The organism is Streptomyces sp. NEAU-sy36 (assembly GCF_013423905.1).
Classification (GTDB): Bacteria; Actinomycetota; Actinomycetes; order Streptomycetales; family Streptomycetaceae; genus Streptomyces; species Streptomyces misionensis.
This window is the reverse complement of record NZ_CP058977.1, coordinates 2537821-2558595: the sequence shown is the minus strand read 5'-3', so window position 1 is coordinate 2558595 and position 20775 is coordinate 2537821. Positions and strand designations below refer to the sequence as shown.

Sequence of the window (20775 nt, the reverse complement as noted above, 5' to 3'; positions counted from 1 at the left end):
GGGACTCCCGTGAGCGATCACCACGAGCACGGCCCGCACGAACACGGCACCTCCTCGCTCCGCCACCGCCTGGCCCACCTGCTCACCCCGCACTCGCACGAGAGCGCCGACAAGCTGGACGCGGCGCTGGAGTCCTCGGCGCAGGGGATGCGCGCGCTGTGGGTGTCGCTGGCCGTGCTCGGCGCGACCGCGCTGGCGCAGGCGGCCGTGGTGGCCGTCTCGGGGTCCGTCGCACTGCTCGGCGACACCGTGCACAACGCCGCCGACGCGCTGACCGCCGTACCGCTCGGCATCGCCTTCGTGCTGGGGCGGCGGGCCGCGAACCGGCGTTTCACCTACGGCTACGGCCGTGCCGAGGACCTCGCGGGGCTGGTGATCGTGCTGACGATCGCGGCCTCGGCGGCCTTCGCCACGTGGGCGGCCGTCGGCCGGCTGCTCGACCCCCGTCCGGTCACCGACCTGCCCGTCGTGGCGGCGGCCGCGCTGGTCGGCTTCGCGGGCAACGAGTGGGTGGCCCGGTACCGCATCCGGGTCGGCCGGCGCATCGGCTCGGCCGCACTCGTCGCCGACGGGCTGCACGCCCGTACCGACGGCTTCACCTCGCTCGCCGTGCTGCTGGGCGCCGCCGGGTCCGCCCTCGGCCTCCATCTCGCGGACCCGGTCGTCGGGTTGGCGATCACGGCCGCGATCGTGCTGGTGCTGCGGGACGCGGCGCGGGAGGTGCTGCGGCGGATGCTGGACGCCGTGGACCCGGCTTTGGTGGACCGGGCCGAGCGGGCGGCGCTGGCGGTGCCGGGGGTGCGCTCGGTGGGCGAGCTGCGGCTGCGCTGGATCGGGCACCGGCTGCGGGCCGAACTCGCGGTGGTGGTGGACGGCGAGGCGACGCTGCGGCAGGCACACGCGATCGCCGTCGCGGCCGAACACGCCCTGCTGCACGCCCTGCCACGGCTGACCGCCGCCCTGGTGCACGCCGATCCGGCGCCGGTGCCGGGCGAGCGGGACCCGCATCTCGCCCTCGCCCATCACCTCACGCCGTAGTTCGCACGCCGAGCCCCTCCAGCACGACCGCCCCGGGCAGCTCGGCGAACACCTTGCCCGGCACCAGCAGTTTGCCGCGCCGCCGGCCGCTGCCGACCAGGACGTAGGGCAGGTCGACGACGGCCGCGTCCACCAGGAGGGGCCAGCCGGCGGGCAGCCCGATGGGGGTGATGCCGCCGTACTCCATGCCGGTCTCGCCGGTCGCCGTCTCCATCGGGGCGAACGAAGCCTTGCGGGAGCCCAGTTGGCGGCGGACCGCGCCGTTGACGTCGACCCGGGTGGTGGACGGCACCAGGCACGCGGCGAGCGTGGTTTCGCCGCCCCGCTTGCCCGCGACCACCACGCAGTTCGCCGACCGCTCGGTCAGATCGCTGCCGTAGTGCTCAAGGAAGACGGCGGTGTCGGCCCAGCGCGGGTCGGTGTCGACGTAGAGGACGCGGTCGGCGGGGATGCCCGCCCGCCAGTTCCGCACGGCGTCGGCCACCGGGGCGGTCAGTTCGTCCAGGCAGTCCGGCACCGGGGTCGCGGTCTCGAAGTTTCCGATGGGTGCGCGCATGCCCGCACGCTAACAAGGCTCCGGGGGCGGACGCGGGAGCGTCTCACTGCACGGGCGGCACGGAGACCGCCATCATCATCTTCATCGGGACGTCGCCGCGGTTGGCGTAGACGTGCGGGACGTTGGCCTCGAAGGTGGCGCTGGCGCCGGTCGGCACGCGGTGGTCCTCGCCCTCGACGGTGAGGGTGAGTTCTCCGTCGATCACATGGACGAGTTCGACGGTGCCCGGCGGGTGCGGCTCCGCCACGCTCTGGTCGCCCGGCATCAGCACCCAGTCCCACAACTCCAGCGGGCCAGGGGCCTCGGTGCCCGCGAGGAGCCGGTTGTGGCTGCCCGACTCGGACCGCCACAGCCGAACGGCCCGCTCGGCGGGAACGATGCGGACCTTGGGGCCCCGCGCGTAGTCGAGCAGGGTGGTGACGCTGATGCCGAGCGCGTCGCCGATCTTGACGATGGTGCCGATGCTCGGGTTGGTGCGGGCCTGCTCGATCTGGATGAGCATCCCCCGGCTGACGCCGGACCGCGCGGCGAGCACGTCCAGGGTGAAGCCGCGCACCGAACGCCAGTGCCTGACGTTGCGCGCCAGTGACTGGGTCAGCAGTTCGAGGTCAGACACGTCCCGTCCAATATCCGAGATAGTTCACTTTTTTGGATGGCGCAGTCCAAAGCGTTGAACTACGGTGAAGCGCGCCCCCGTCCGACGAACTGTACTGCGAGGCACCGTGACCGCCCTCTTCGCCCTGATCACCAGCCTGTTGTGGGGGCTGGCCGACTTCGGCGGCGGGCTGCTGACACGACGTACGCCCGCGTTGACGGTGGTGGTCGTCTCCCAGGGCATCGCGGCGGCCGTGCTCGGCGCCGTCGTCGTGGCCACGGGTGCCTGGAGCGAGGCCGGGCCCCGGCTCTGGTTCGCGTTCGCGGCGGGCCTGGTCGGCCCGGTGGCGCTCCTCTCCTTCTACAAGGCCCTCGCCCTCGGCCCCATGGGCGTCGTCTCGCCGCTCGCCACCCTCAGCGTCGTGGTCCCCGTCGGCGTGGGCCTGTTCCTGGGCGAGCGCCCGGGGCTGCTCCAGCTCGCGGGCATCATGGTCGCCGTCCTCGGGGTCGTCCTCGCGGGCGGCCCGCAGCTGCGCGGCGCGCCCGTGGAGCGGCGCACCGTCCTGCTCGCCCTGGTCTCGGCGCTCGGCTTCGGCACGGTGTTCGCCCTGATCGCCGAGGCCTCCACCACGGTCACCGGCCTCTTCCTCGCGCTGTTCGTGCAGCGGCTGACCAATGTCGCGGTGGGCGGGGCCGCGCTCGCCGCCTCCCTGCGGCGCGGCGGAACCGCCGTGCCGCGCAGCGGCTTCCCTTACCGCTCGCTGCCCGCGCTGGCCTTCGTCGGCCTGGCCGATGTCGCGGCCAACGGCACCTACGCGATCGCCGCCCAGCACGGCCCGATCACCGTGGCCGCCGTGCTCGCCTCGCTCTACCCGGTGGTGACCGCGCTGGCCGCCCGCGGCTTCCTCAGCGAGCGGCTGCGCGCGGTCCAGGCGGCGGGCGCGGGCCTCGCCCTGCTGGGCACGGTGCTGCTGGCGACCGGCTGAGGCTCAGCCCTCGCTGTCCAGCTCCGCCAGCCGCGCCACCGCGGACTCGTCCAGCCGGGCCAGCGCCCGCAACTGCTCCGGTGTGGTCCCGTCCGGGATCGGGACCGGGGCGGGGGTGCGCAGCGGCGGCTGCCAGCCGTCCTCGGCCGTCCAGCGCCGTACGACCCTGGCGGGGGCGCCGGCCACCACGGCGTGGTCGGGCACCGTGCCGCGCACCACGGCCCCGGCGGCCACCACGACGTTCCGGCCGATCCGCGCGCCCGGCAGGATCACCGCGCCGGTGCCGATCCAGCAGCCGGGTCCGATCTCCACCGGCTCCATGCGGGGCCACTGGCGGCCGATCGGCTCGTGCGGATCGTCGTAGGAGTGGTTGGTGGAGGTGACGTAGACGTACGGCCCGAAGTAGCAGTCCCGGCCGATGGTCACCGTGGTGTCGGCGATGACGTGGCTGCCGCGGCCGAGCACGACGCCGTCGCCGATGCGCAGGATGGGCTCCGGGCCGAGGTCCAGGTCCGGCATGAGCCCCGCGGTCAGGGTGACCTGCTCGGCGATGATGCAGTGGGAGCCGAGCCGGATCCAGGGCTCGCCGAAGACCGTGCCGAGCGGGAAGGCGAGCCGGGTGGCCTCGCCGATGGCACCGAAGCGGAGGCCGCCCGGGTGCTCCGCCGTGACGGAGCCGGTGCGCTGGACCCAGGCCCATGCCTGGTGGACGGCACGCTGGGCGAGGCCACGGCGCCAGGATGAGAACGTGTTCTTGCGCTTCGGCACGGGGTCACGTTACTCACGGGTCGCCTCGGCGCGGAGGCCGGACCGCTGTGATCTTTGCCCCACCCGCTGTCGTACCGTGCGGGATACCTACGGACACGAGGAGACGATGATGACGCGGCGGGCACTGATCGTGGCAATCGGCGGCAAGGAACCGCGGGTGGACGCGGAGGCGTTCGTGGCGCCGAACGCCTCGCTGATCGGGGACGTGACCGTGGGCGCGGGGGCGAGCGTCTGGTACGGCGCGGTGGTGCGCGGGGACGTCGAGCGGATCTCGGTGGGGGCGCAGGCGAACGTGCAGGACAACGTCACGCTGCACGCCGACCCCGGGTTCCCGGTGCGCATCGGGGAGCGGGTGTCCATCGGGCACAACGCGGTGGTGCACGGGGCGACCGTGGAGGACGACTGCCTGATCGGGATGGGGGCGACGGTGCTCAACGGGGCGGTGATCGGGGCGGGTTCGCTGGTGGCCGCGCAGGCGCTGGTGCCCCAGGGGATGGTGGTGCCGGCCGGGTCACTGGTGGCGGGGGTGCCCGCGAAGGTGCGGCGCGAGCTGTCCGCCGAGGAGCGGGAGGGGCTGACCCTGAACGGCACGCTGTACGCCGGGCTGGCCCAGGCGCATCGCGAGGTGCACGAGTAGCCGGGCCCGGCGGCCTCAGTCCCCGGCGCTGACGGGTTCCGGCTCCTTGTGCGCGGGCTCCTGCTGGGCCTTCTTCGCCCTGCGCTTGACGACCAGCATGGTGGCCAGGCCCAGCACCACCGCGGCGGCGAGGCCCACGTAGGAGAACTTCTTGAGCCAGCCCTCGGCGACCACGCCCACGTAGTAGACGGCGGCCGTGGTGCCGCCGGCCCAGCAGATGCCGCCGAGGATGTTGGCGATCAGGAACTTCCAGTAGGGCATGTGCAGGACGCCGGCGAGGGGGCCGGCGAAGATGCGCAGCAGGGCGACGAAGCGGCCGAAGAAGACGGCCCACATGCCCCACTTCTGGAACGAGCGCTCGGCGGTGGCCACATGCCCCTCGCCGAAGTGCCTCGGGAACTTCTTGCCCAGCCAGGCCAGCAGCGGCCGGCCGCCCTTGCGCCCGATGGCGTAGCCGATGGAGTCGCCGATCACCGCGCCCGCGGTCGCGCAGGCGCCGAGGATCAGCGGGTTGATGTGGGAGTGCTGGGAGGACATGAGCGCGGCGGAGACCAGCACGATCTCGCCGGGCAGCGGGATGCCGAGGCTTTCGACGCCGATCACCAGGGCCACCACGGCGTAGACGGCGACCGCCGGCACCGAGTCGAGCCATTCCTGGACGTGCACCGCCGGGTCCTCCCCTGTCGCTGACCTTGCCCGGAGCGCGGTGTGTAAAGCGCTCCCCAAAGAAGGCTACCCGGTAGGTGGTGAACAGCCGATGGCGCGCGTGCGCCCGACGGCACCGCCCCGCCCCCGGCCATTGGGTTCCAGGACACCCTCGCGTCATACAACGGGGGAAGGTTCCCGGTGGTTCCCTCCCGGCCCCGCGGAAGGACGGCGTGCCCGTGTCCTCACCGTCCCCGACCTCCTCCGTCGCCGCGCCCTGCGGTGCCGGGCCCGCGGCCCCCGCCCGGCCGCCGGCGCCGATGTCCGCCCGGCCGGTGCGGCTGGCCCTTTGCCTGGCCCCGCTGCTGGTCGCGGGGTGCTGGGCGGCCGCCAACCGGCCCGTGGTGTCCGAGGGGGTGCGGCGGCTGGTCGCGGCCGACCCCGGGTGGCTGCTGGCCGGGGCCGGGTGCACGTGTCTGTCCTGGGTGGCGGCCTCCTGTGTCCGGCAGGGCGCCCTGCCCGACCGGGTGCCGGCCGGATTGCTGCTGGCGTCGCAGTGCGCCGCGGGGGCCGCGAACCATGTGCTGCCCGGCGGGCTCGGCGCGCACGCCGTCACCCTGCGCTTCCTGCGGGCGCGGGGCGTGCCGCTGGACCGGGCGACGGCGTCGATCGGCCTCTACTCCGTGGCCAGGTCGGCCGCCAGGACGCTGTTGCTGCTCGTCTTCCTGGCGGTCTCGCCGGCCTGGCGGCGCCTTGCCGAGCTGGTGCCGGACGGGCCCGAGCTGGTGCCGGTCGCGGCGGTGGCGGGTGGCGTCGTGACCGGGGCGGGGGTGCTGCTGACGGTCGTAAGGCCGTTGCGGCGACCGGTGACCGGACTGGTGCGCACCGCGCTCGCCGACGTCCGGGCGGTGCACGCGCGGCCCGGCCGGGTGCTGGCCCTGTGGGGCGGCGCGCTGGCGATGCCGCTGGTGCAGGCGGGGACGCTGGCCTGTGTCGGCGTCTCGCTCGGGCTCGGGCTGCCCTGGCACCAGGTGGTGCTGGCGTTCCTCGCGGCGGGCACCGCCGTGGGCGCCGTGCCCGCGCCCGGCGGGATCGCGGTGGACGCGGTGCTCGTCTGGACCCTGGCCGCGTTCGGCGCCGCACCCGCCGCCGCGACCGCCACCGTCATCGGCTACCGGCTGGTCACCGACTGGCTGCCGATACTCCCCGGAGCACTCGTCCTGTCGGCACTCGTCCGGGCCAAGGCGCTCTGACGCCCCCGCACACCCGTGGCCCCGGCAGACGAGAGGGGCCCCTCGCGAGGGGCCCCTCCGCTCGCGGACGCGGCTCAGTCGCCCGCGTGGCGGACGGTGCCCGCCGCCAGCTTGAGGTCCTGCTGGAGCGTGGAGTAGGCCGGCTTCGGCTTCAGGTTCACGTCGTAGAGCAGGCCGTACCCCTCGCCGCTGAACGTGCCCGGGATCCAGGAGTCGCCGTCGTGGACGCCCCAGGCGGTGAAGGAGATGCACTGGCGGACCAGTTCGCAGCCCTTGAGCAGTTCGGAGAACTCGTAGGGCTGGGCGTACTGGGCGAGCGCGTCCGTGGGCACCTGGTCGGTCGCGTTGTCGACGAAGGTGCGCACGTCGGCCTCGGTGACGGCGACCTTCAGCCCCAGGTCGCCGAACGCCTGGAGGTCGGCCTGGTACTGCCGGGCGTCGAAGCCGTACTGGGTGTCGAGGTGGGCCTGCTCGCCGATGCCGTCGATCGGAACGCCCTGCGCCCGCAGCTTCTTGACGAAGTCGTAGACGGCCTGGAACTTGGCGTTGGTCCCGTCCTCGCCGGTGATGTTGTAGTCGTTGTACATCAGCAGGGCCTTCGGGTCGGCCTTGTGCGCCCAGCGGAACACGTCCGCCACGATGCCCGAACCGAGGTGCTGGATCCAGAAGTCGTCGGCGTTCAGACCGTCGGCCTGCGGGGTGTCCCAGGAGTTGGCGAAGACCTCGTTGGCGACGTCCCACTGCCACACCTTGCCCTTGAAGTGGGTGACCTCGTCGGTGACGTGCTGGTGGAGGATGTCGCGCAGCCGGGCGTCGCTGATGGAGCCGTTCGCGACCCCGGTGGTCAGCCAGCCGGGCAGCTGGTTGTGCCACATGAGGGTGTGCCCGCGGACGGCCTGGCCGTGCTGCTGGGCGAACCGCACCAGCTGGTCCGCCTGCTTCCAGTCGTGGACGCCCTCGCTGGGCTCCACGCTCTCCCACTTCATGGCGTTCTCGGGCGTGACCGTGGAGAACTGGTCGGCGACGATGTCGGTGTAGGCCTTGTCGGTGCCCAGCTGGGCCGCGTCGACCGCGGTGCCGATCCGCAGGCCCTGCTTCGACGCCAGCGCCCGCAGGGAGGTGTCGGCCGGTCCGCTGTTGCCGCCCGCGACCGCGACGGCGGCGGGAACGATCAGCAGGGCGGCGACACCAGTGGCGACGAGCGTGGATCTGCGCCGAAGTTGCTTCACGACGGGCTCCCCGGGAGTCAATGGGCCTCGAAAGTTTCGGGCCGTTGTTCGATCGGAGCTGCAAGCTAGACCTCGCGATCTCACCGAGTCAATGGGCCTGCACCACCTTCTCGACGACGACTTCGATGGGGTGAGAGTGGTCGAAACTTTCGAACCTCTCGGTCACGGCGGTGCATCAGCCGACCCCAGGAACGCCGAAGGGCCTCCGACGCCGTCGGAGGCCCTTGCGTGGGTGCGGGACGTCTCAGCCGTTGGGACGCAGCGTCCACACGACCGTCATCTCGCCGGTCACCGCGCCGTCCGCACGCCGGATCTCGATCGCCACCGGGAACTCGGGGCGCCGTCCCGCGTCGAGTTCGGCCACGACCTCGGCGGCCGGCCGGCCCAGGGTCGCGGTCGCGGTGACGGCGCCCATCGCCAGCTTCTTGTAGGCGATCTCGGCGCGCACCGCGAGCGGCACCGCGCGCGAGAGCTGGTCCCCGAAGGCGGCCAGCACGATCGCGCCGCTCGCCGACTCCCCGAGCGTGAACATCGCGCCGGCGTGCGGCCCGCCCACGTGGTTGTGGTACTCCCCCTGGTCCGGCAGGGACAGCACGGCCCGCTCGGCGGTGGTCTCCTCGAACTGGAGGTTCAGCGTCCGGGCCATCGGCACGGTGGCGGCGAGCATCTCGCCGATCGACATCTGGTCTGCGCTCATGGCCGACATGTTACTCACGAGTAGGACCCGCTGACCAGGTCCGCGCCCCCCTCGCGACCGCCCTGACGAGATCCCGTGACCGAACCGTGCCGCCGCCGCACTAGTGTGGTCGGCCATGTGGCCAGATCAGCAGCCGCCCGGGGGCGCGCAGAACCCGCAGCAGAACCCGTATCAGCAGCCGAATCCGTACCAGCAGCCCGGGTACCAGCAGTACCCGCAGGCCGGACAGAACCCCCAGGCGGGGCAGTACCCGCAGGCCGGGCAGCAGCCGCAGCCGGGGCAGTACCCGCAGGCCGGCCCGTACGGGCAGCAGCCGCAGTGGGGGCAGCAGCCGCCCACGGTGCCCATCCAGGGCCCCCCGCAGGGCGGCGGCGACGGCGGCGGCCGTACGAAGCTGATCGCGATCGTCGCGGCCGCCGCGGTGGTGGTCGCCGCCTGTGTGACCGGGTACCTCGTCCTCGGCGGCGGTTCGAAGAACGACAAGGCGGACGACAAGACGAGCCGGTCACCGAGCGCCGCGCCGTCCACCCCGTCCTCCGGCGACAACCCGCGGGCCACGGAGAGCGAGAAGCCGACCGTGCCGGGCTGGAAGGTCGTGGTGAACCCCAAGTGGGGCATCGCCTTCGACGTGCCCGCCGACTGGCAGGCCCAGGCGCCCGATCTGGAGGTCGGCTTCGAGGACCACAAGTCCACCAGCGGGAAGCCGCTGATCGTGATGTCGGGCACCGCCGAGGACCAGCCCCGGTGGTGCACCTCGGACGACAACAAGGACGGCCGCACCGACGACACCCCGCTCGCCGTCGTGGGCACCAAGGGTGCCAGCGGCGCCAAGAGCACCGACCAGATAGCGATCAACACCCCGGCCTGGTGGGTCTACGGCGGCTACACCCAGCCGGACAAGAAGAGCGTCACCTTCGACAAGAAGGCCACCCCCTTCACCACCGCCTCCGGCATCAAGGGCAGCTACGGCTGGGCACGCTCGGCCGGCACCCCGCAGAAGGGCAAGTGCGCGAGCGACGGCAAGGCGCTCACCTTCGGCTTCCAGAACTCGGCCCACGACTACGTGTCGTTCAACTTCTACGGCGCCAAGGGCGTGCCGGACGAGGTCCCGGACGCCACGGTCCTGAAGATCCTCGGCACGGTCCGGCTGCACGGCACCCCGACGTCCGACTGACCGGCGCCGGGCGCGCGCCCTCTGCCGCCCCGCCCACCGCGCGCGCCCCCGCCGCCTCACCCGCACCGGGTGAGGCGCCCCGGGTCCCGCCGTGCCCAAGCTGAACGCACAGGGGCCCGGCGCCCGGGGCGCACAGGACGGAGGGACGACGACCATGAGCGCGCAGACCCATCTGGCGTACGACTATCCACTGGCCAGCGCCTTCTTCACCATGCTCTGGTTCGCGCTGTGGATCCTGTGGCTGTTCCTGCTCTTCCGGGTCGTCTTCGACATCTTCCGGGACGACGGCCTCGGCGGCTGGGCCAAGGCCGGCTGGCTGGCCTTCGTGGTCGTCCTGCCGTACCTGGGCGTGCTGGTCTACCTCGTCGCCCGCGGCAGGGGCATGGGCCGGCGGGAGGTCGAGCAGGCACAGTCGCGCAAGCGCGAGTTCGACGAGTACATCCGCCGCACGGCGGGACCCGAACGCCCCAGCGCCACCGACGAACTGGTCAGACTCTCAGAGATGCGCGCCCACGGCAGCATCACCGAGGAGGAGTTCGCCCGCGCCAAGCAGCTCGTCCTCAGCGGCCGGCGCCCCGATTCCTGACCCGCGCCGGGATCAGCCGATGCCGAACGCCCCGCCAGGCGGCACGGGCGACGGCACCGCGTCCGCCTCCTCGACCGGCCGCGCGGAGCCGATGAACTCCGTGAGCGCGGCGCCGTGTTCGACCCGGGCGGGAAAGGCGTCCGCGGCCACCCGGCGGGCCAGCGTGGCGACGTCCGGCGGCCGGTGCGAGGCGACGAGCACCGCGTTGCCGAACCGCCGGCCGCGCAGCACCCCCGGCTCGGCGACCAGCGCCAGCTCCTCGAACACCTCCGCGAACGTGGCCAGTTGGGAGCGGAGGAAGGCGAACGGCGCCGCGTCCGCGAGATTGGCCAGATAGGTCCCGCCGCGCCTGAGGACCCGCTCGGCCTCGCGGGCGTAGGGGAGGGTGGTCAGGTGGGCCGGGACCCGGGAGCCGCCGAAGACGTCCGCGATCAGCACGTCGGCCGAGTCGTCCGGCGCCGCCTCCAGCCAGGCCCGGGCGTCCGCGGCGTGCACCGCGACGCCCGAGCCCTCGGGCAGCGGGAGGTACTCGCCGACCAGTTCCAGCAGCCCCCGGTCGGCCTCCACGACGTCCTGCCGGGAGCCCGGCCGGGTCGCCGCGACGTACCGGGGCAGGGTGAGCGCGCCCCCGCCCAGGTGCACCACGTCCAGCGCCCGGCCCCGCGGTGCCACCGTGTCCAGCGCGTGTCCGAGGCGCCGCGCGTACTCGAACTCCAGGTACGTCGGCTCGTCCAGGTCCACGTACGACTGCGGCGCCCCGTCCACCGTCAGCAGCCAGGCCCGCTCCCGGTCGACGTCGGGCATCAGCTTGGCGGCGCCGTGATCGGTGGTGCGGAACACGGGTATCTGCTCGGTCACCACCTCATTGTGACGCGCCCCGGACGGCACCGGGACCGCGTCCCGGGCCCTGGGGGCCGACGGACACGACCGTCCCCGCGCCGACCGTCCGGCCGCCCTCGCGGATGGCGAACCCGAGGCCCGGCTCCAGCGGTACCTCCCTCCCCAGCTCCACGCTCAACTCCGCCGTCCGACCGGGCCGGACGACGCCGGCCGCGCCGAGGTCGATCTCCCCCGGCACATCGGCGGTGCGGATGTAGAACTGCGGCCGGTACCCCGTGGTGATCGGGGTCGTACGGCCCCCCTCACGCCCCGCCAGCACGTACACCCGTGCCGTGAACCGCCGCTCGGGCGTGACACTGCCCGGCGCCGCCACGACGTGCCCGCGCCGCACCGCGTCCCGGGGCACGCCGCGCAGCAGCACGGCCACGTTGTCCCCGGCCTGGGCCTGCTCCATCGGCTTGCCGAAGGTCTCCAGGCCGGTGACGACGGTCTCGACGCCGTCGGCGCCGAGCACCGCCACCCGGTCCCCGAGGCGCAGCGTGCCGCGCTCCACGGCGCCGGTGACGACCGTGCCCCGCCCGGTGATGGTCAGCACGTTCTCCACCGGCATCAGGAACGGCGCGTCCAGATACCGCTCGGGCATCGGCACATAGGTGTCCACCGCGTCGAGCAGCGCCTCGATGGACGCCGTCCAGCGCGGGTCGCCCTCCAGCGCCCGCAGCCCGGAGACACGGACGACGGGCACCGCGTCGCCCGCGTAGCCCTGCGCGGTGAGCAGGTCGCGGACCTCCAGCTCGACCAGGTCCACGAGTTCCTCGTCGCCCGCGCCGTCGGCCTTGTTGAGGGCGACGACGATGTGGTCGACGCCCACCTGCCGGGCCAGCAGCACGTGCTCGGCGGTCTGCGGCATGATCCCGTCGAGCGCGGAGACGACGAGGATCGCCCCGTCGAGCTGCGCCGCGCCGGTCACCATGTTCTTGACGTAGTCGGCGTGGCCGGGCATGTCGACGTGGGCGTAGTGGCGGGTGTCGGTCTCGTACTCGACGTGCGCGATGTTGATGGTGATGCCGCGCGCGGCCTCCTCGGGGGCGCGGTCGATGCGGTTGAACGGCACGAAAGTGCCGGTGCCGCGCCCGGCGAGGACCTTGGTGATGGCGGCGGTCAGTGTGGTCTTGCCGTGGTCGACATGACCCATGGTGCCGATGTTGAGGTGCGGCTTGGTGCGCACGTAGGCCGTTTTGGACATGGCGGTACCTCGAAGCCTTCGCTGTCGTGCGGGAGACGGGACCCCGGAAGACGGCCCACCCTCCCCCTGCGGGGTCCGCCGGACGATCCGGGGAGGGTCAGCTTCGGGCGCCGTCGACAGCGGCCGCGAGCGTGGGAACGGCAGCCTTCGGCACATCCGCGACCGCGGATGCCGTGAGGTGGAAGGCGTACCGGAACATGGGCCGATCCTTGCCGACCGGGAGTGCGGCGTCGAATGGTTTTCCGTCCGGGTGAGGGCGCACGAACGACCGGCGCCGCCCCTGGCGGGGGCGGCGCCGGTCCGGTGGGGGTGCGGCTCAGTGGCCGCCGTGCCGGGTGCGCCGGTCGCAGCCCTTGTCGCCCGGCTTGCCGTAGCCCGGCTCGGGCGGGCACTGCGGCCTGGCCTCGACCGTGACGGTGGCCGAGGCGGGTGCACTGGCGATCGTGTTGCCCTGCGGGTCGGTGCCGGCGGCCTGGGCGATGTTGGTGATGCGGCACTCGACGGTGCCGCCGTCCCCGCCGTAACCGGGCCTGCCGTACCCGTACTTCCCGTCCCCGGAGCCGTTGCCCGTGCAGACGTCGATGTCGGCCTGGGTGATCTGGTACGAGCCGTGGCAGGTGGTGCTCTGCCCGGGGGCGAGCGTGGTGGCGTCACAGGTCACGGTGGCGACCCGGTCGTCCGCGACGTGCACGTCGTGCAGCGTGGTGCTGCCGGTGTTGGTGACGTCGTACGCGTACCGGACCGTGGACCCGACCTGGTAGGGACCGCCGGAGACCACCCGCTTGCGCAGCGTGAGGTGGGGCTGCCCGACGGGGAGGGTCTGGTAGGTCTCCGGCGAGGTGATGGTCTCGCCCTCGGCCGTACCGGTCGCGGTGGCTGTGTTGGTCACCGAACCGGCCGTGCCGTCGGCCGCGGTGATCGTGTAGGTGCCGGTGCAGGTGGTGCTGTCACCGGGCTCCTGCGCGGGAGCGAGCGTGGTCGACTCGCAGGTGATGTCCGTGACGCGGTCGTCGTGCACCGTCACGTCGGTCAGCTCCGCACCGCCGGTGTTGCGCACGGTGTAGCGGTAGGTGACCGTCTGCCCGACGGAGTAGGGGCCGGGCGTCTCCACCTGCTTCTCGACCTCGATGCCCGGTGCCCGCTCGATCGGCACGCTCTCCGAGGAGGGCGGCGAGGTGACCGTCTGGCCGTTGGAGGTGCCCGTGGCGACCGCGGTGTTGTCGATCGAACCGTGGGAGACGTCGGCCGCGGTGACCGTGTAGGTGGCCGTGCAAGTGACCGTCTCGTCGGGCGCCAGGCTGGTCACGGGGCACGACACCGGGCCGATCTTCGGGTCGTCGACGGCCAGGTTCTCGATGGTCGTCCCACCCGCGTTGGTGACCACGAAGTCGTACGGCACCTGCGAACCGGCCGTCAGATCGCCGGGCAGCGGTTGCCTGACCTGCTTGACGAGGTTCAGCCGGGGCAGCGGCCGTTCGGTGCGGACGACCACGTTGCGGATCAGGTGGGTGTCCGTGAACAGGCCGGTGGAAGCCGCGAATCCGAACTTGTAGGTGGGCGGCACCGGGGTCGGCGCCGGCGCGCTGAGCACCTGGTGGAAGCCCGTGCCGTCGTTGAAGTCGATGGACACGGTGACCACCGGGGCGGGCGCCGGCGTGATCACCACGTGCACCCGGCGGCGCGACGGCTCCAGGTCCGCCTCGGCCTGGACCGGGTCGCTCGACACCGAGGTGGTCGGCCCCTGGAGGCTTCCGGGAAGGGTCGAGGGCCAGGGCCCGGTGGTGGAGAAGTTGCTGGTGGTGGCGGTGAGGAAGCAGTAGCCCTCGATGCCGTTGCCGGGACCGCGCAGGGTGACCATGTTGGGTCCGGGTGCGGGCACGTGGAACGCGGTTCCCGCGGGCGAGCGCTCACCGGGCGGGCAGCCGTTGCCGCGGTGCTCCCAGTCGCCGAAGTAGTTCCCGAGGACGTCGAGCCCGACGCCCAGGTAGCCGTTGTCCACGCCGGGCTGGAACTCCGCCGTCGGGTCGTCGTCGGGCAGCTTCTGCGCGTAGCCGAGGCTGCCGCCGAAGGCGCCGGGACGGGTCAGCTGGGTCTCGCCGTCGACCAGGAAGAACGAGATGCCGTCGGCCGGGGCGATCTGGCCCGTGGTGGTGCCGTACTGCCACTGGTCGAAGGTGACGTCGAGACCTTCGCCCGCGGGCAGCGCGTGGTTGTAGAGAACGGCACCGGACTGGTCGGTGGAGGAGTCCGTCAGCCTCAGGTAGCCGTGCGGTGCGGCGTTGTTGGGCGGCTCGGGGCCGACGCCTTCCGTGCAGCCGCCGAGCGGATGGTCGCCCGGCCCCGGCAGGGCGCCGACCTGGGGCGCGCCGGTGAGACACGCGGAGCCGACCCCGATGAACTCCGGGGCCGACGCGCCCGTGAACGTCTCGTCGAGCAGGGTGGTCCCGCCCTGGCGTGGCAGCGCGTGGGCGTGCGCGCCGGCACCGGTGTCCAGGGCAAGGGAGCCGCCCACACCGAAGGCGAGGGTCAGAGCCGCCGCGGCGAGCCGGGAGGTCCGGGCGGGTCCGCCGAGTGGCGATGAGCGTTGTTTTCGCTTCATGCGCAGCATACGTAGCAGTCACGTACGGTAAGCACCGGGTGACAAGCCGCCAGGTCGCGGTCCACTACCCGGTCAGCCGCATCGTCTCCGGCCGCGGCGAGAGCGCCCCGGGCGCCCTCTATCATCGGCGGCGGGCCATCGGTGTCTTCTAGGGGGTCACGTGCTCGACGCCAGCAACCGCTCCAGGGGCACCGCCGAACTCGCCGTCCCGGCAACGCCCCTGCACCGCGGGGGTCTCGCCGCGCGCTGTGCCCGCGCGCTGCTCTCCCCGTGGGCGCGGCTTTCGCTGCTGCTCGCCCTGTTGGCGGGCGCGGGCACGGCCGTGCTGCTCTTCGACCCGCAGCGCCTGCTGGCGCACGGCTGGCCGCCGCAGGCGGGCGGGATCGCGGCGGCGCTGGTGTTCGGGGTCGGTTACGGGCTGTGCACGGTGGCGTTCGTGCCGCGGCCGCTGCTGAACCTGGCGGCGGGCGCGCTGTTCGGCTCGCAGCTGGGTCTCGCGACCGCGCTGGCGGGCACGGTGCTGGGCGCGGGAGTGGCCTTCGGGCTCGGGCGGCTGCTCGGGCAGGACGCGTTGCGCCCGTTGCTGCGCGGGCGGCTGCTCAGAGCGGCGGACGGGCAGCTGAGCCGGCACGGGTTCCGGTCGATGCTGGCGGCGCGGCTGTTCCCGGGGGTGCCGTTCTGGGCGGCGAACTACTGCGCGGCCGTCTCCCGGATGGGGTGGCTCCCCTTCCTGCTGGCCACGGCGCTCGGTTCGGTACCGAACACCGCCGCCTACGCGGTGGCCGGCGCCCGTGCCTCGGCGCCGACGTCCCCCGCGTTCCTGCTGGCGATGGCCTGTATCGCCGTACCGGCGCTGGTGGGCACGGTGGTGGCCTGGCGGCAGCGGCACCGGCTGCGGGGCCGATGAGGGGTCAGACGGCCTCCAGGATCATGGCGTTGGCGAGTCCGCCGGCCTCGCACATGGTCTGGAGGCCGTAGCGGGCGCCGCGTTGCCGCATCGCGTGGACGAGGGTGGTGGTCAGGCGGGTGCCGCTGGCGCCGAGGGGGTGACCGAGGGCGATGGCGCCGCCGTGCACATTGACCCGGTCGAGGTCGGCGCCGGTCTCCTGCTGCCAGGCGAGGACGACGGCGGCGAAGGCCTCGTTGACCTCGAACAGGTCGATGTCGCCGAGGGTGAGGCCCGCCCGGCGCAGCACCTTCTCGGTGGCCGGGACGACTCCGGTGAGCATCAGCAGCGGGTCGGAGCCGGTGACCGCGAAGCTGTGCAGCCGGGCCAGCGGGCGCAGTCCGAGGCGGGCGGCCGTCTCGCCGGAGGTGATCAGGACGGCGGAGGCGCCGTCGTTGACCGGGCTGGCGTTGCCCGCGGTGATGTTCCACTCGATCTGCGGGAAGCGTTCGGCGAAGACCGGGTCGTGATAGGCGGGCCGGAGGCCGGCGAGGATCTCGGGGGTGCCGGCGGGGCGGATGCTCTCGTCGCGGGCGAGGCCCTCCAGGGGCGCGGTCTCGGCGTCGAACAGCCCCGCCTGCCACGCCGCGGCCGCCTTGCGGTGGGAGGAGAGGGCGAACTCGTCCATCCGCGTCCGGCTCAGGGACCACTTGGCGGCGATGAGTTCGGCGCTGATGCCCTGCGGCACCAGGCCCTCCGGATAGCGCGCGGCGACGCCGGGCCCGAACGGGTCCTTGCCCGCGGGCACGTTGGACCACATCGGCACCCGGCTCATCGACTCCACGCCGCAGGCGACGACCATGTCGTAGGCGCCGGAGACGACGCCCTGCGCAGCGAAGTGCACGGCCTGCTGGGAGGAACCGCACTGGCGGTCCACCGTGGTGGCCGGGACCGACTCGGGGAAGCCGGCGGCGAGTACCGCGTACCGCGTGGTGTTCATGGCCTGTTCGCCGACCTGGTCGACGGTGCCGCCGATCACGTCGTCGATCAGCGCCGGGTCGACCCCGGAGCGCTCGACCAGGGCGCCGAGGGTATGGGCGAGCAGTTGTACGGGGTGGACGTGCGCGAGGGCGCCGTCGGACTTGCCCTTGCCGATCGGGGTGCGTACGGCTTCGACGATCACTGCGTCGCGCATGGTGCGGCCTCCTTGGCGGGCTACCAGTGAGTAGGAAATCCGAACCCACCATAGCGAGGCGGCTTGGGAAAGCAAACCCACTTGGGTTGGAAATTCAAACCCTTGCTTAGACTGGTGCGCATGGCCGCCATCAAGGACCCGCGTCCCTGTTCCATCGCCGACACCCTCGCGCTGGTCGGCGAGAAGTACTCCCTGCTCGTGCTGCGGGAGGTGTGTCTGGGCAACGGCCGCTTCGACCAGCTGGTGCGCAACATCGGCGCCCCGCGGGACGTCCTGTCCACCCGGCTGCGCAGGCTCGTGGACGCCGGGATCCTCACCAAGCACGCCTACAGCGAGCGCCCCCGGCGCTTCGAGTACCGGCCGACGCCGGCGGGCCTGGACCTGGAACCGGTCCTGATGCACCTCAAGGAGTGGGGCGACCGCCACCTCCACGGCAACACCGGTCTGCCCATGGTCGTGGAGCACAACTGCGGCCACGAACTGGTCCCGGTGGTCACCTGCCGCGCCTGCGGCGACCCGGTGCACCACGAGGACCTGACCGCGCACCCGCAGGCGCCCGGCTGGACGCTCCGGGGACCGGTACAACCCTGAACCGGATGCTCCAGGGCCCGGCCCCCCGAACCGGCCCGCGAAATGGGCCGGTCGACCGGTGTTCGACCCGCTCCACAGGGCACCGCGCCCCCGTTTCGGCCAACTCCCGGCCGCCCCTCGGCGTCAACTCGGCGCGGCATATGCCGCTTGAACTGGGCCGACCGCGGGGCACGGCCGACGCCCGCGGTGACCAACCGCATACGTTCTGCGTAGCCGCGCGGTAGCGCAGTGTCAGACCCTGCCCCTAGGCTGTTCGACATGTCCCCCGATTCCCTGCCCCCTGGTTCCGCACGGTCTGCCGCCGAGGTGAACGAGCAGATCCGGGCACTGTGGCTGCGTGCGGGCGGCTCCCTGTCGGCCCAGGAACGCGCGGAGTACGAACTGCTGGTCGTGGAGTGGGCCGAGGCCATCCGCGAGGAGATCATCCAGGCGGCCTGACCAGCGCGGCCCGCCCCGCGTCACGCCATGCCACGCCCCGGACGCCCGCTCCCGGTCGGGCGCGTCGCTCCCGCCCGCCGGATGTGCGCACCCGTCACCGCTGGATAGAGTCGTCCCGTCACACCCGGTTGTGGGGACAACCGGTGTTCGGGGAGGGCCTGCAGCACATGAGTCGTTCCAACGGCGTGGTCGGCGTCTGGGCCGAGATACAGAGGCAGCAGCAGCGCGCGCGGGAGGCCGAGGCCCGACGGCAGCGGGAGGAGGCGCGGCGCGAGCGCGCGTACCAGCGGCAGGCCGCCCAGAGCCACCGCGAGCAGCGGCAGGCGGAGGCACTGCGCCGCACCGCTGAACTGGACGCCAGGGTCGCCGAGTTGCAGGGCCTCCTCGCCTCGGGCTGCCGGGCCCCGGCGTTCCGGGCGTCCGCGCTCCTGCGTCCCGAGACGGTCGAGCCGTTCGCGCCGGGCGCGCTCGCCCAGCCCGTTCCCCTGCCGGAGTTCGATCACTACCGGACGCAGGGCGGGTGGACCGCCGGCCGCCGCGCCCAGGCGCAGGCGTAGGCCCGGGCCCGCTTCGAGCGGGACTGGCACGCTGCCCAGGCGGCGGAGGCTCAGCGGCAGCGGCAGCTGGCGTCGTACCAGCGGCAGTACCAGGAGTGGGCCGACGCCCGGCTGGCCGAGCTGCGGCGGCACAACGCCTCGGTCGCCGAACTGACGGAAGGCGTCGCACGGCGCGACCCCGCCTTCGTCGTCGAGTACTTCTCCGCGGTCCTCTACTCCTCGACGGCCTGGCCGGAGGGCTTCCCCCGGCAGGTGGTGGCGGCGTACGACGCGGCGGCCGGCCAGCTGGTGCTGGACTGGCAGCTGCCCGCCTACGACGTGGTGCCCGATACCAAGGCCGTCCGCTACCTGTCCGGCGCGGACCAGTTCAAGGAGACCTCCCGGCCGGCGACTCAGCGCAGGGCCCTGTACCGGGAGGTCCTGGCGCAGTGCGTGCTGCTCGTCCTGCACGAACTCTTCGCCGCCGACGAGACGGACACGCTGGAATCGGTCACCGTGAACGGGTTCGTCAACGGGCACGATCCCTCGACGGGCCGGCCGGGCCGGATGTACCTGGCCACCGTCATGGCCCCGAGCCCGGCGTTCCGCGCACTGCACCTGGCCCAGGTGGACGCCGTCAGCTGCCTGGCCGACGCGCTGCGCGGGCAGCTCTCGGCGCGGCCCGACCAGCTCGCGCCGGTGCGGCCGAGCCGTCGGCCGCAGGAGGTCGGGAGCCGTGTCGTCGCGCACGGCGACGACGGTGACGGGGAAGCCGAACCCGACCTGTACGAGATGGACCCCCTGGCCTTCGAGGAACTCGTCGCCGACCTCTTCCGCGCCATGGGGATGGAGGCCGTCACAACCCAGCGCTCGAACGACGGCGGGGTGGACGTGGACGCGCTCGATCCGACGCCGATCCGCGGCGGCAAGATCGTCGTGCAGGTGAAGCGCTACCGCAACACGGTGCCGCCCACGGCGGTGCGCGACCTGTACGGCACCGTGCAGGACACCGGCGCCAACAAGGGCGTCCTCGTGACCACGTCGAAGTTCGGCCCCGGCTCGCACACCTTCGCCGACGGCAAGCCGCTGGAGCTGATCGGGGGCACCGAACTCGTCGACCTGCTGCACCGCCACGGGCTGCGCGGGCGCCTGGGGGACGGCGCGGCCCGCACCCCGACGCCGCGGGCGACGGGCGCCCCGGACACCGGTCTGCCCGACGACCACAACATCCTGGGCATGTCCTGGTCCGGCGGCGTCGCCGTGGACGTGTGCGCCCTCGTCTGCCGCGGCGACCGCGTCCTCGGCGACGACCACTTCGTCTTCTACAACAACCCGGGCACCCCGGACGGCTCGGTCCGCGCCCTGCCCGCCACCGCACCCGACAAGGCCGCGATGCGCGTCCGCTTCGACGCGCTGCCGGCCGAGGCGGACCGGCTCGTCCTCGTGGCCGCCGTCGACCCCGGGGCCGGCCCGCACGCCGACCTCTCCGGCTTCAGCGACGCCCGCATCCGTCTGCTCGACCGCTCGCGGGCCGAGCTGGGCCGGCTGGAGGTCTCCGACGGGCGCCCGGGCGAGACCGCCCTGGTCCTCGGCTCGTTCCGGCGCAGGCCGACCGGCGACTGGGACTTCGTCCTGGGCGGCAAGGGGTATCCGGGCGGCCTCGCGGAACTGGTCCGGGACTTCGGCATCGAGGTCGAGTGATCCGGCGCGCCCGCGCACCCGTCCCGCCGAATGTCCCGCCCTGTCTCTTGGCTCCGCCCGCGCCGTGGCCAACACTGTGCCGATGACGCAGCGTGCGGAACTATCGGCCCTGCTGGACCGGCTGGCCGTGGACGAGCTGGTCACCGCGTACGCGGTGGCCGTGGACGACGGCGACTGGGCGGCGTACCGGGAGCTGTTCACAAGGGGCGGGCGGGCCGACTACCGGTCGGTCGGCGGGATCGAGGGCGAGGCCGGGCAGGTCGCCGACTGGCTCGCCGGGCAGCTGGCGCGGTTCGCCGTGCGCCAGCACCTGATCGTCAACCGCCGGGTGCGGTTCGGGACCCTGGACCACGACACCGGGGACACGGCCCGGGTGCGGGCCGACTACCTGACCCCGATGCGCTTCGCCGGCGGCGGTTCGGGGGCGCCGGACGTGGAGTGCGGCGGCCGCTACGACTTCGGGCTGCTGCGCACGCCCGAGGGCTGGCGGCTCGGCGAGGTCGTCGTCACCGAGAAGTGGCGGCGGACGGCCCCGGCGTGACGACGCCCGGCCGGACCGGAGGCCCCCTGTCGTAGATCG

General features: G+C 73.3%; 20 protein-coding genes and 1 pseudogene. 11 read left to right on the top strand and 10 right to left on the bottom strand.

Annotation, left to right across the window (positions count from 1 at the left end; all coding sequences use genetic code 11):
* The first annotated feature begins 9 nt into the window (after positions 1-9).
* Positions 10-1038, top strand: coding sequence for a cation diffusion facilitator family transporter (locus HZZ00_RS11825; protein WP_180332137.1), 1029 nt, complete (start codon positions 10-12; stop codon positions 1036-1038).
* Here the strand turns inward: HZZ00_RS11825 and HZZ00_RS11820 are convergent.
* Positions 1028-1594, bottom strand: coding sequence for a YbaK/EbsC family protein (locus HZZ00_RS11820; protein WP_180332136.1), 567 nt, complete (start codon positions 1592-1594; stop codon positions 1028-1030). The two genes, HZZ00_RS11825 and HZZ00_RS11820, sit on opposite strands and share 11 nt — an antisense overlap.
* Positions 1595-1637: 43 nt before the next feature.
* On the bottom strand, positions 1638-2210 hold the full coding sequence (locus HZZ00_RS11815; protein ID WP_180332135.1) for a helix-turn-helix domain-containing protein: 573 nt from the start codon (positions 2208-2210) through the stop codon (positions 1638-1640).
* Positions 2211-2316: 106 nt separating this feature from the next.
* Between HZZ00_RS11815 and HZZ00_RS11810 the strand changes: the two genes are divergently transcribed.
* Positions 2317-3174, top strand: a complete 858-nt coding sequence (locus HZZ00_RS11810) for a DMT family transporter (protein ID WP_180332134.1) — start codon at positions 2317-2319, stop codon at positions 3172-3174.
* Between the two features lie 3 nt (positions 3175-3177).
* Here HZZ00_RS11810 and HZZ00_RS11805 read toward each other — a convergent pair whose 3' ends face one another.
* Positions 3178-3942 carry an acyltransferase gene (locus HZZ00_RS11805; protein WP_180332133.1) on the bottom strand — a complete coding sequence of 255 codons (765 nt, stop codon included), beginning with the start codon at positions 3940-3942 and terminating at the stop codon, positions 3178-3180.
* A gap of 109 nt (positions 3943-4051) precedes the next feature.
* Between HZZ00_RS11805 and HZZ00_RS11800 the strand changes: the two genes are divergently transcribed.
* Positions 4052-4579 carry a gamma carbonic anhydrase family protein gene (locus HZZ00_RS11800; RefSeq protein WP_180333468.1) on the top strand — a complete coding sequence of 176 codons (528 nt, stop codon included), beginning with the start codon at positions 4052-4054 and terminating at the stop codon, positions 4577-4579.
* 15 nt (positions 4580-4594) lie between these two features.
* On the opposite strand, the gene HZZ00_RS11795 is transcribed toward HZZ00_RS11800, so the two are convergent.
* Entirely contained in the window at positions 4595-5245 is a 651-nt protein-coding gene (locus HZZ00_RS11795; protein WP_180332132.1) for a DedA family protein, read from the bottom strand.
* Between the two features lie 218 nt (positions 5246-5463).
* On the opposite strand from HZZ00_RS11795, the gene HZZ00_RS11790 reads away from it, so the two are divergent.
* A complete protein-coding gene (locus HZZ00_RS11790; protein ID WP_257585752.1) occupies positions 5464-6477 on the top strand; it encodes a lysylphosphatidylglycerol synthase domain-containing protein in 1014 nt (337 codons plus the stop codon).
* Positions 6478-6551: 74 nt separating this feature from the next.
* On the opposite strand, the gene HZZ00_RS11785 is transcribed toward HZZ00_RS11790, so the two are convergent.
* Complete coding sequence (locus HZZ00_RS11785) at positions 6552-7706, bottom strand: endo-1,4-beta-xylanase (RefSeq protein ID WP_180332131.1); 1155 nt, start codon at positions 7704-7706, stop codon at positions 6552-6554.
* Between the two features lie 244 nt (positions 7707-7950).
* On the bottom strand, positions 7951-8412 hold the full coding sequence (locus HZZ00_RS11780) for a DUF4442 domain-containing protein (protein ID WP_257585935.1): 462 nt from the start codon (positions 8410-8412) through the stop codon (positions 7951-7953).
* 106 nt (positions 8413-8518) lie between these two features.
* On the opposite strand from HZZ00_RS11780, the gene HZZ00_RS11775 reads away from it, so the two are divergent.
* Positions 8519-9577 (top strand): hypothetical protein, encoded by a 1059-nt coding sequence (locus HZZ00_RS11775; protein WP_180332130.1) that lies wholly within the window; start codon positions 8519-8521, stop codon positions 9575-9577.
* Between the two features lie 154 nt (positions 9578-9731).
* The gene (locus HZZ00_RS11770) at positions 9732-10163 is read left to right on the top strand and encodes an SHOCT domain-containing protein (protein ID WP_074991731.1); all 432 of its coding nucleotides are present in this window, start codon (positions 9732-9734) and stop codon (positions 10161-10163) included.
* Positions 10164-10175: 12 nt separating this feature from the next.
* Here HZZ00_RS11770 and HZZ00_RS11765 read toward each other — a convergent pair whose 3' ends face one another.
* The 3 genes from HZZ00_RS11765 to HZZ00_RS11755 form a co-directional block, all read right to left on the bottom strand.
* Positions 10176-11021, bottom strand: a complete 846-nt coding sequence (locus tag HZZ00_RS11765; protein WP_180332129.1) for a spermidine synthase — start codon at positions 11019-11021, stop codon at positions 10176-10178.
* A 4-nt stretch (positions 11022-11025) separates the two neighbouring features.
* Entirely contained in the window at positions 11026-12249 is a 1224-nt protein-coding gene (tuf, locus tag HZZ00_RS11760; protein WP_180332128.1) for an elongation factor Tu, read from the bottom strand.
* Between the two features lie 316 nt (positions 12250-12565).
* Positions 12566-14848, bottom strand: a complete 2283-nt coding sequence (locus tag HZZ00_RS11755; protein WP_180332127.1) for a DUF11 domain-containing protein — start codon at positions 14846-14848, stop codon at positions 12566-12568.
* A gap of 160 nt (positions 14849-15008) precedes the next feature.
* Here HZZ00_RS11755 and HZZ00_RS11750 point away from each other — a divergent pair, with 160 nt between their 5' ends.
* Positions 15009-15755: a TVP38/TMEM64 family protein gene (locus HZZ00_RS11750; RefSeq protein ID WP_180332126.1), complete on the top strand. Its 747-nt coding sequence runs from the start codon at positions 15009-15011 to the stop codon at positions 15753-15755.
* Positions 15756-15759: 4 nt separating this feature from the next.
* On the opposite strand, the gene HZZ00_RS11745 is transcribed toward HZZ00_RS11750, so the two are convergent.
* On the bottom strand, positions 15760-16929 hold the full coding sequence (locus HZZ00_RS11745; protein ID WP_180332125.1) for a thiolase family protein: 1170 nt from the start codon (positions 16927-16929) through the stop codon (positions 15760-15762).
* Between the two features lie 120 nt (positions 16930-17049).
* On the opposite strand from HZZ00_RS11745, the gene HZZ00_RS11740 reads away from it, so the two are divergent.
* The 4 genes and pseudogenes from HZZ00_RS11740 (at position 17050) to HZZ00_RS11725 (ending at position 20736) form a co-directional block, all read left to right on the top strand.
* Positions 17050-17520 carry a helix-turn-helix domain-containing protein gene (locus HZZ00_RS11740; RefSeq protein WP_180332124.1) on the top strand — a complete coding sequence of 157 codons (471 nt, stop codon included), beginning with the start codon at positions 17050-17052 and terminating at the stop codon, positions 17518-17520.
* Positions 17521-17778: 258 nt separating this feature from the next.
* Entirely contained in the window at positions 17779-17958 is a 180-nt protein-coding gene (locus tag HZZ00_RS11735; protein ID WP_070028291.1) for a hypothetical protein, read from the top strand.
* A gap of 167 nt (positions 17959-18125) precedes the next feature.
* Positions 18126-20195 (top strand): annotated as a pseudogene (locus HZZ00_RS11730) (restriction endonuclease).
* A gap of 82 nt (positions 20196-20277) precedes the next feature.
* The gene (locus tag HZZ00_RS11725) at positions 20278-20736 is read left to right on the top strand and encodes a nuclear transport factor 2 family protein (protein WP_180332123.1); all 459 of its coding nucleotides are present in this window, start codon (positions 20278-20280) and stop codon (positions 20734-20736) included.
* Positions 20737-20775: the final 39 nt, after the last annotated feature.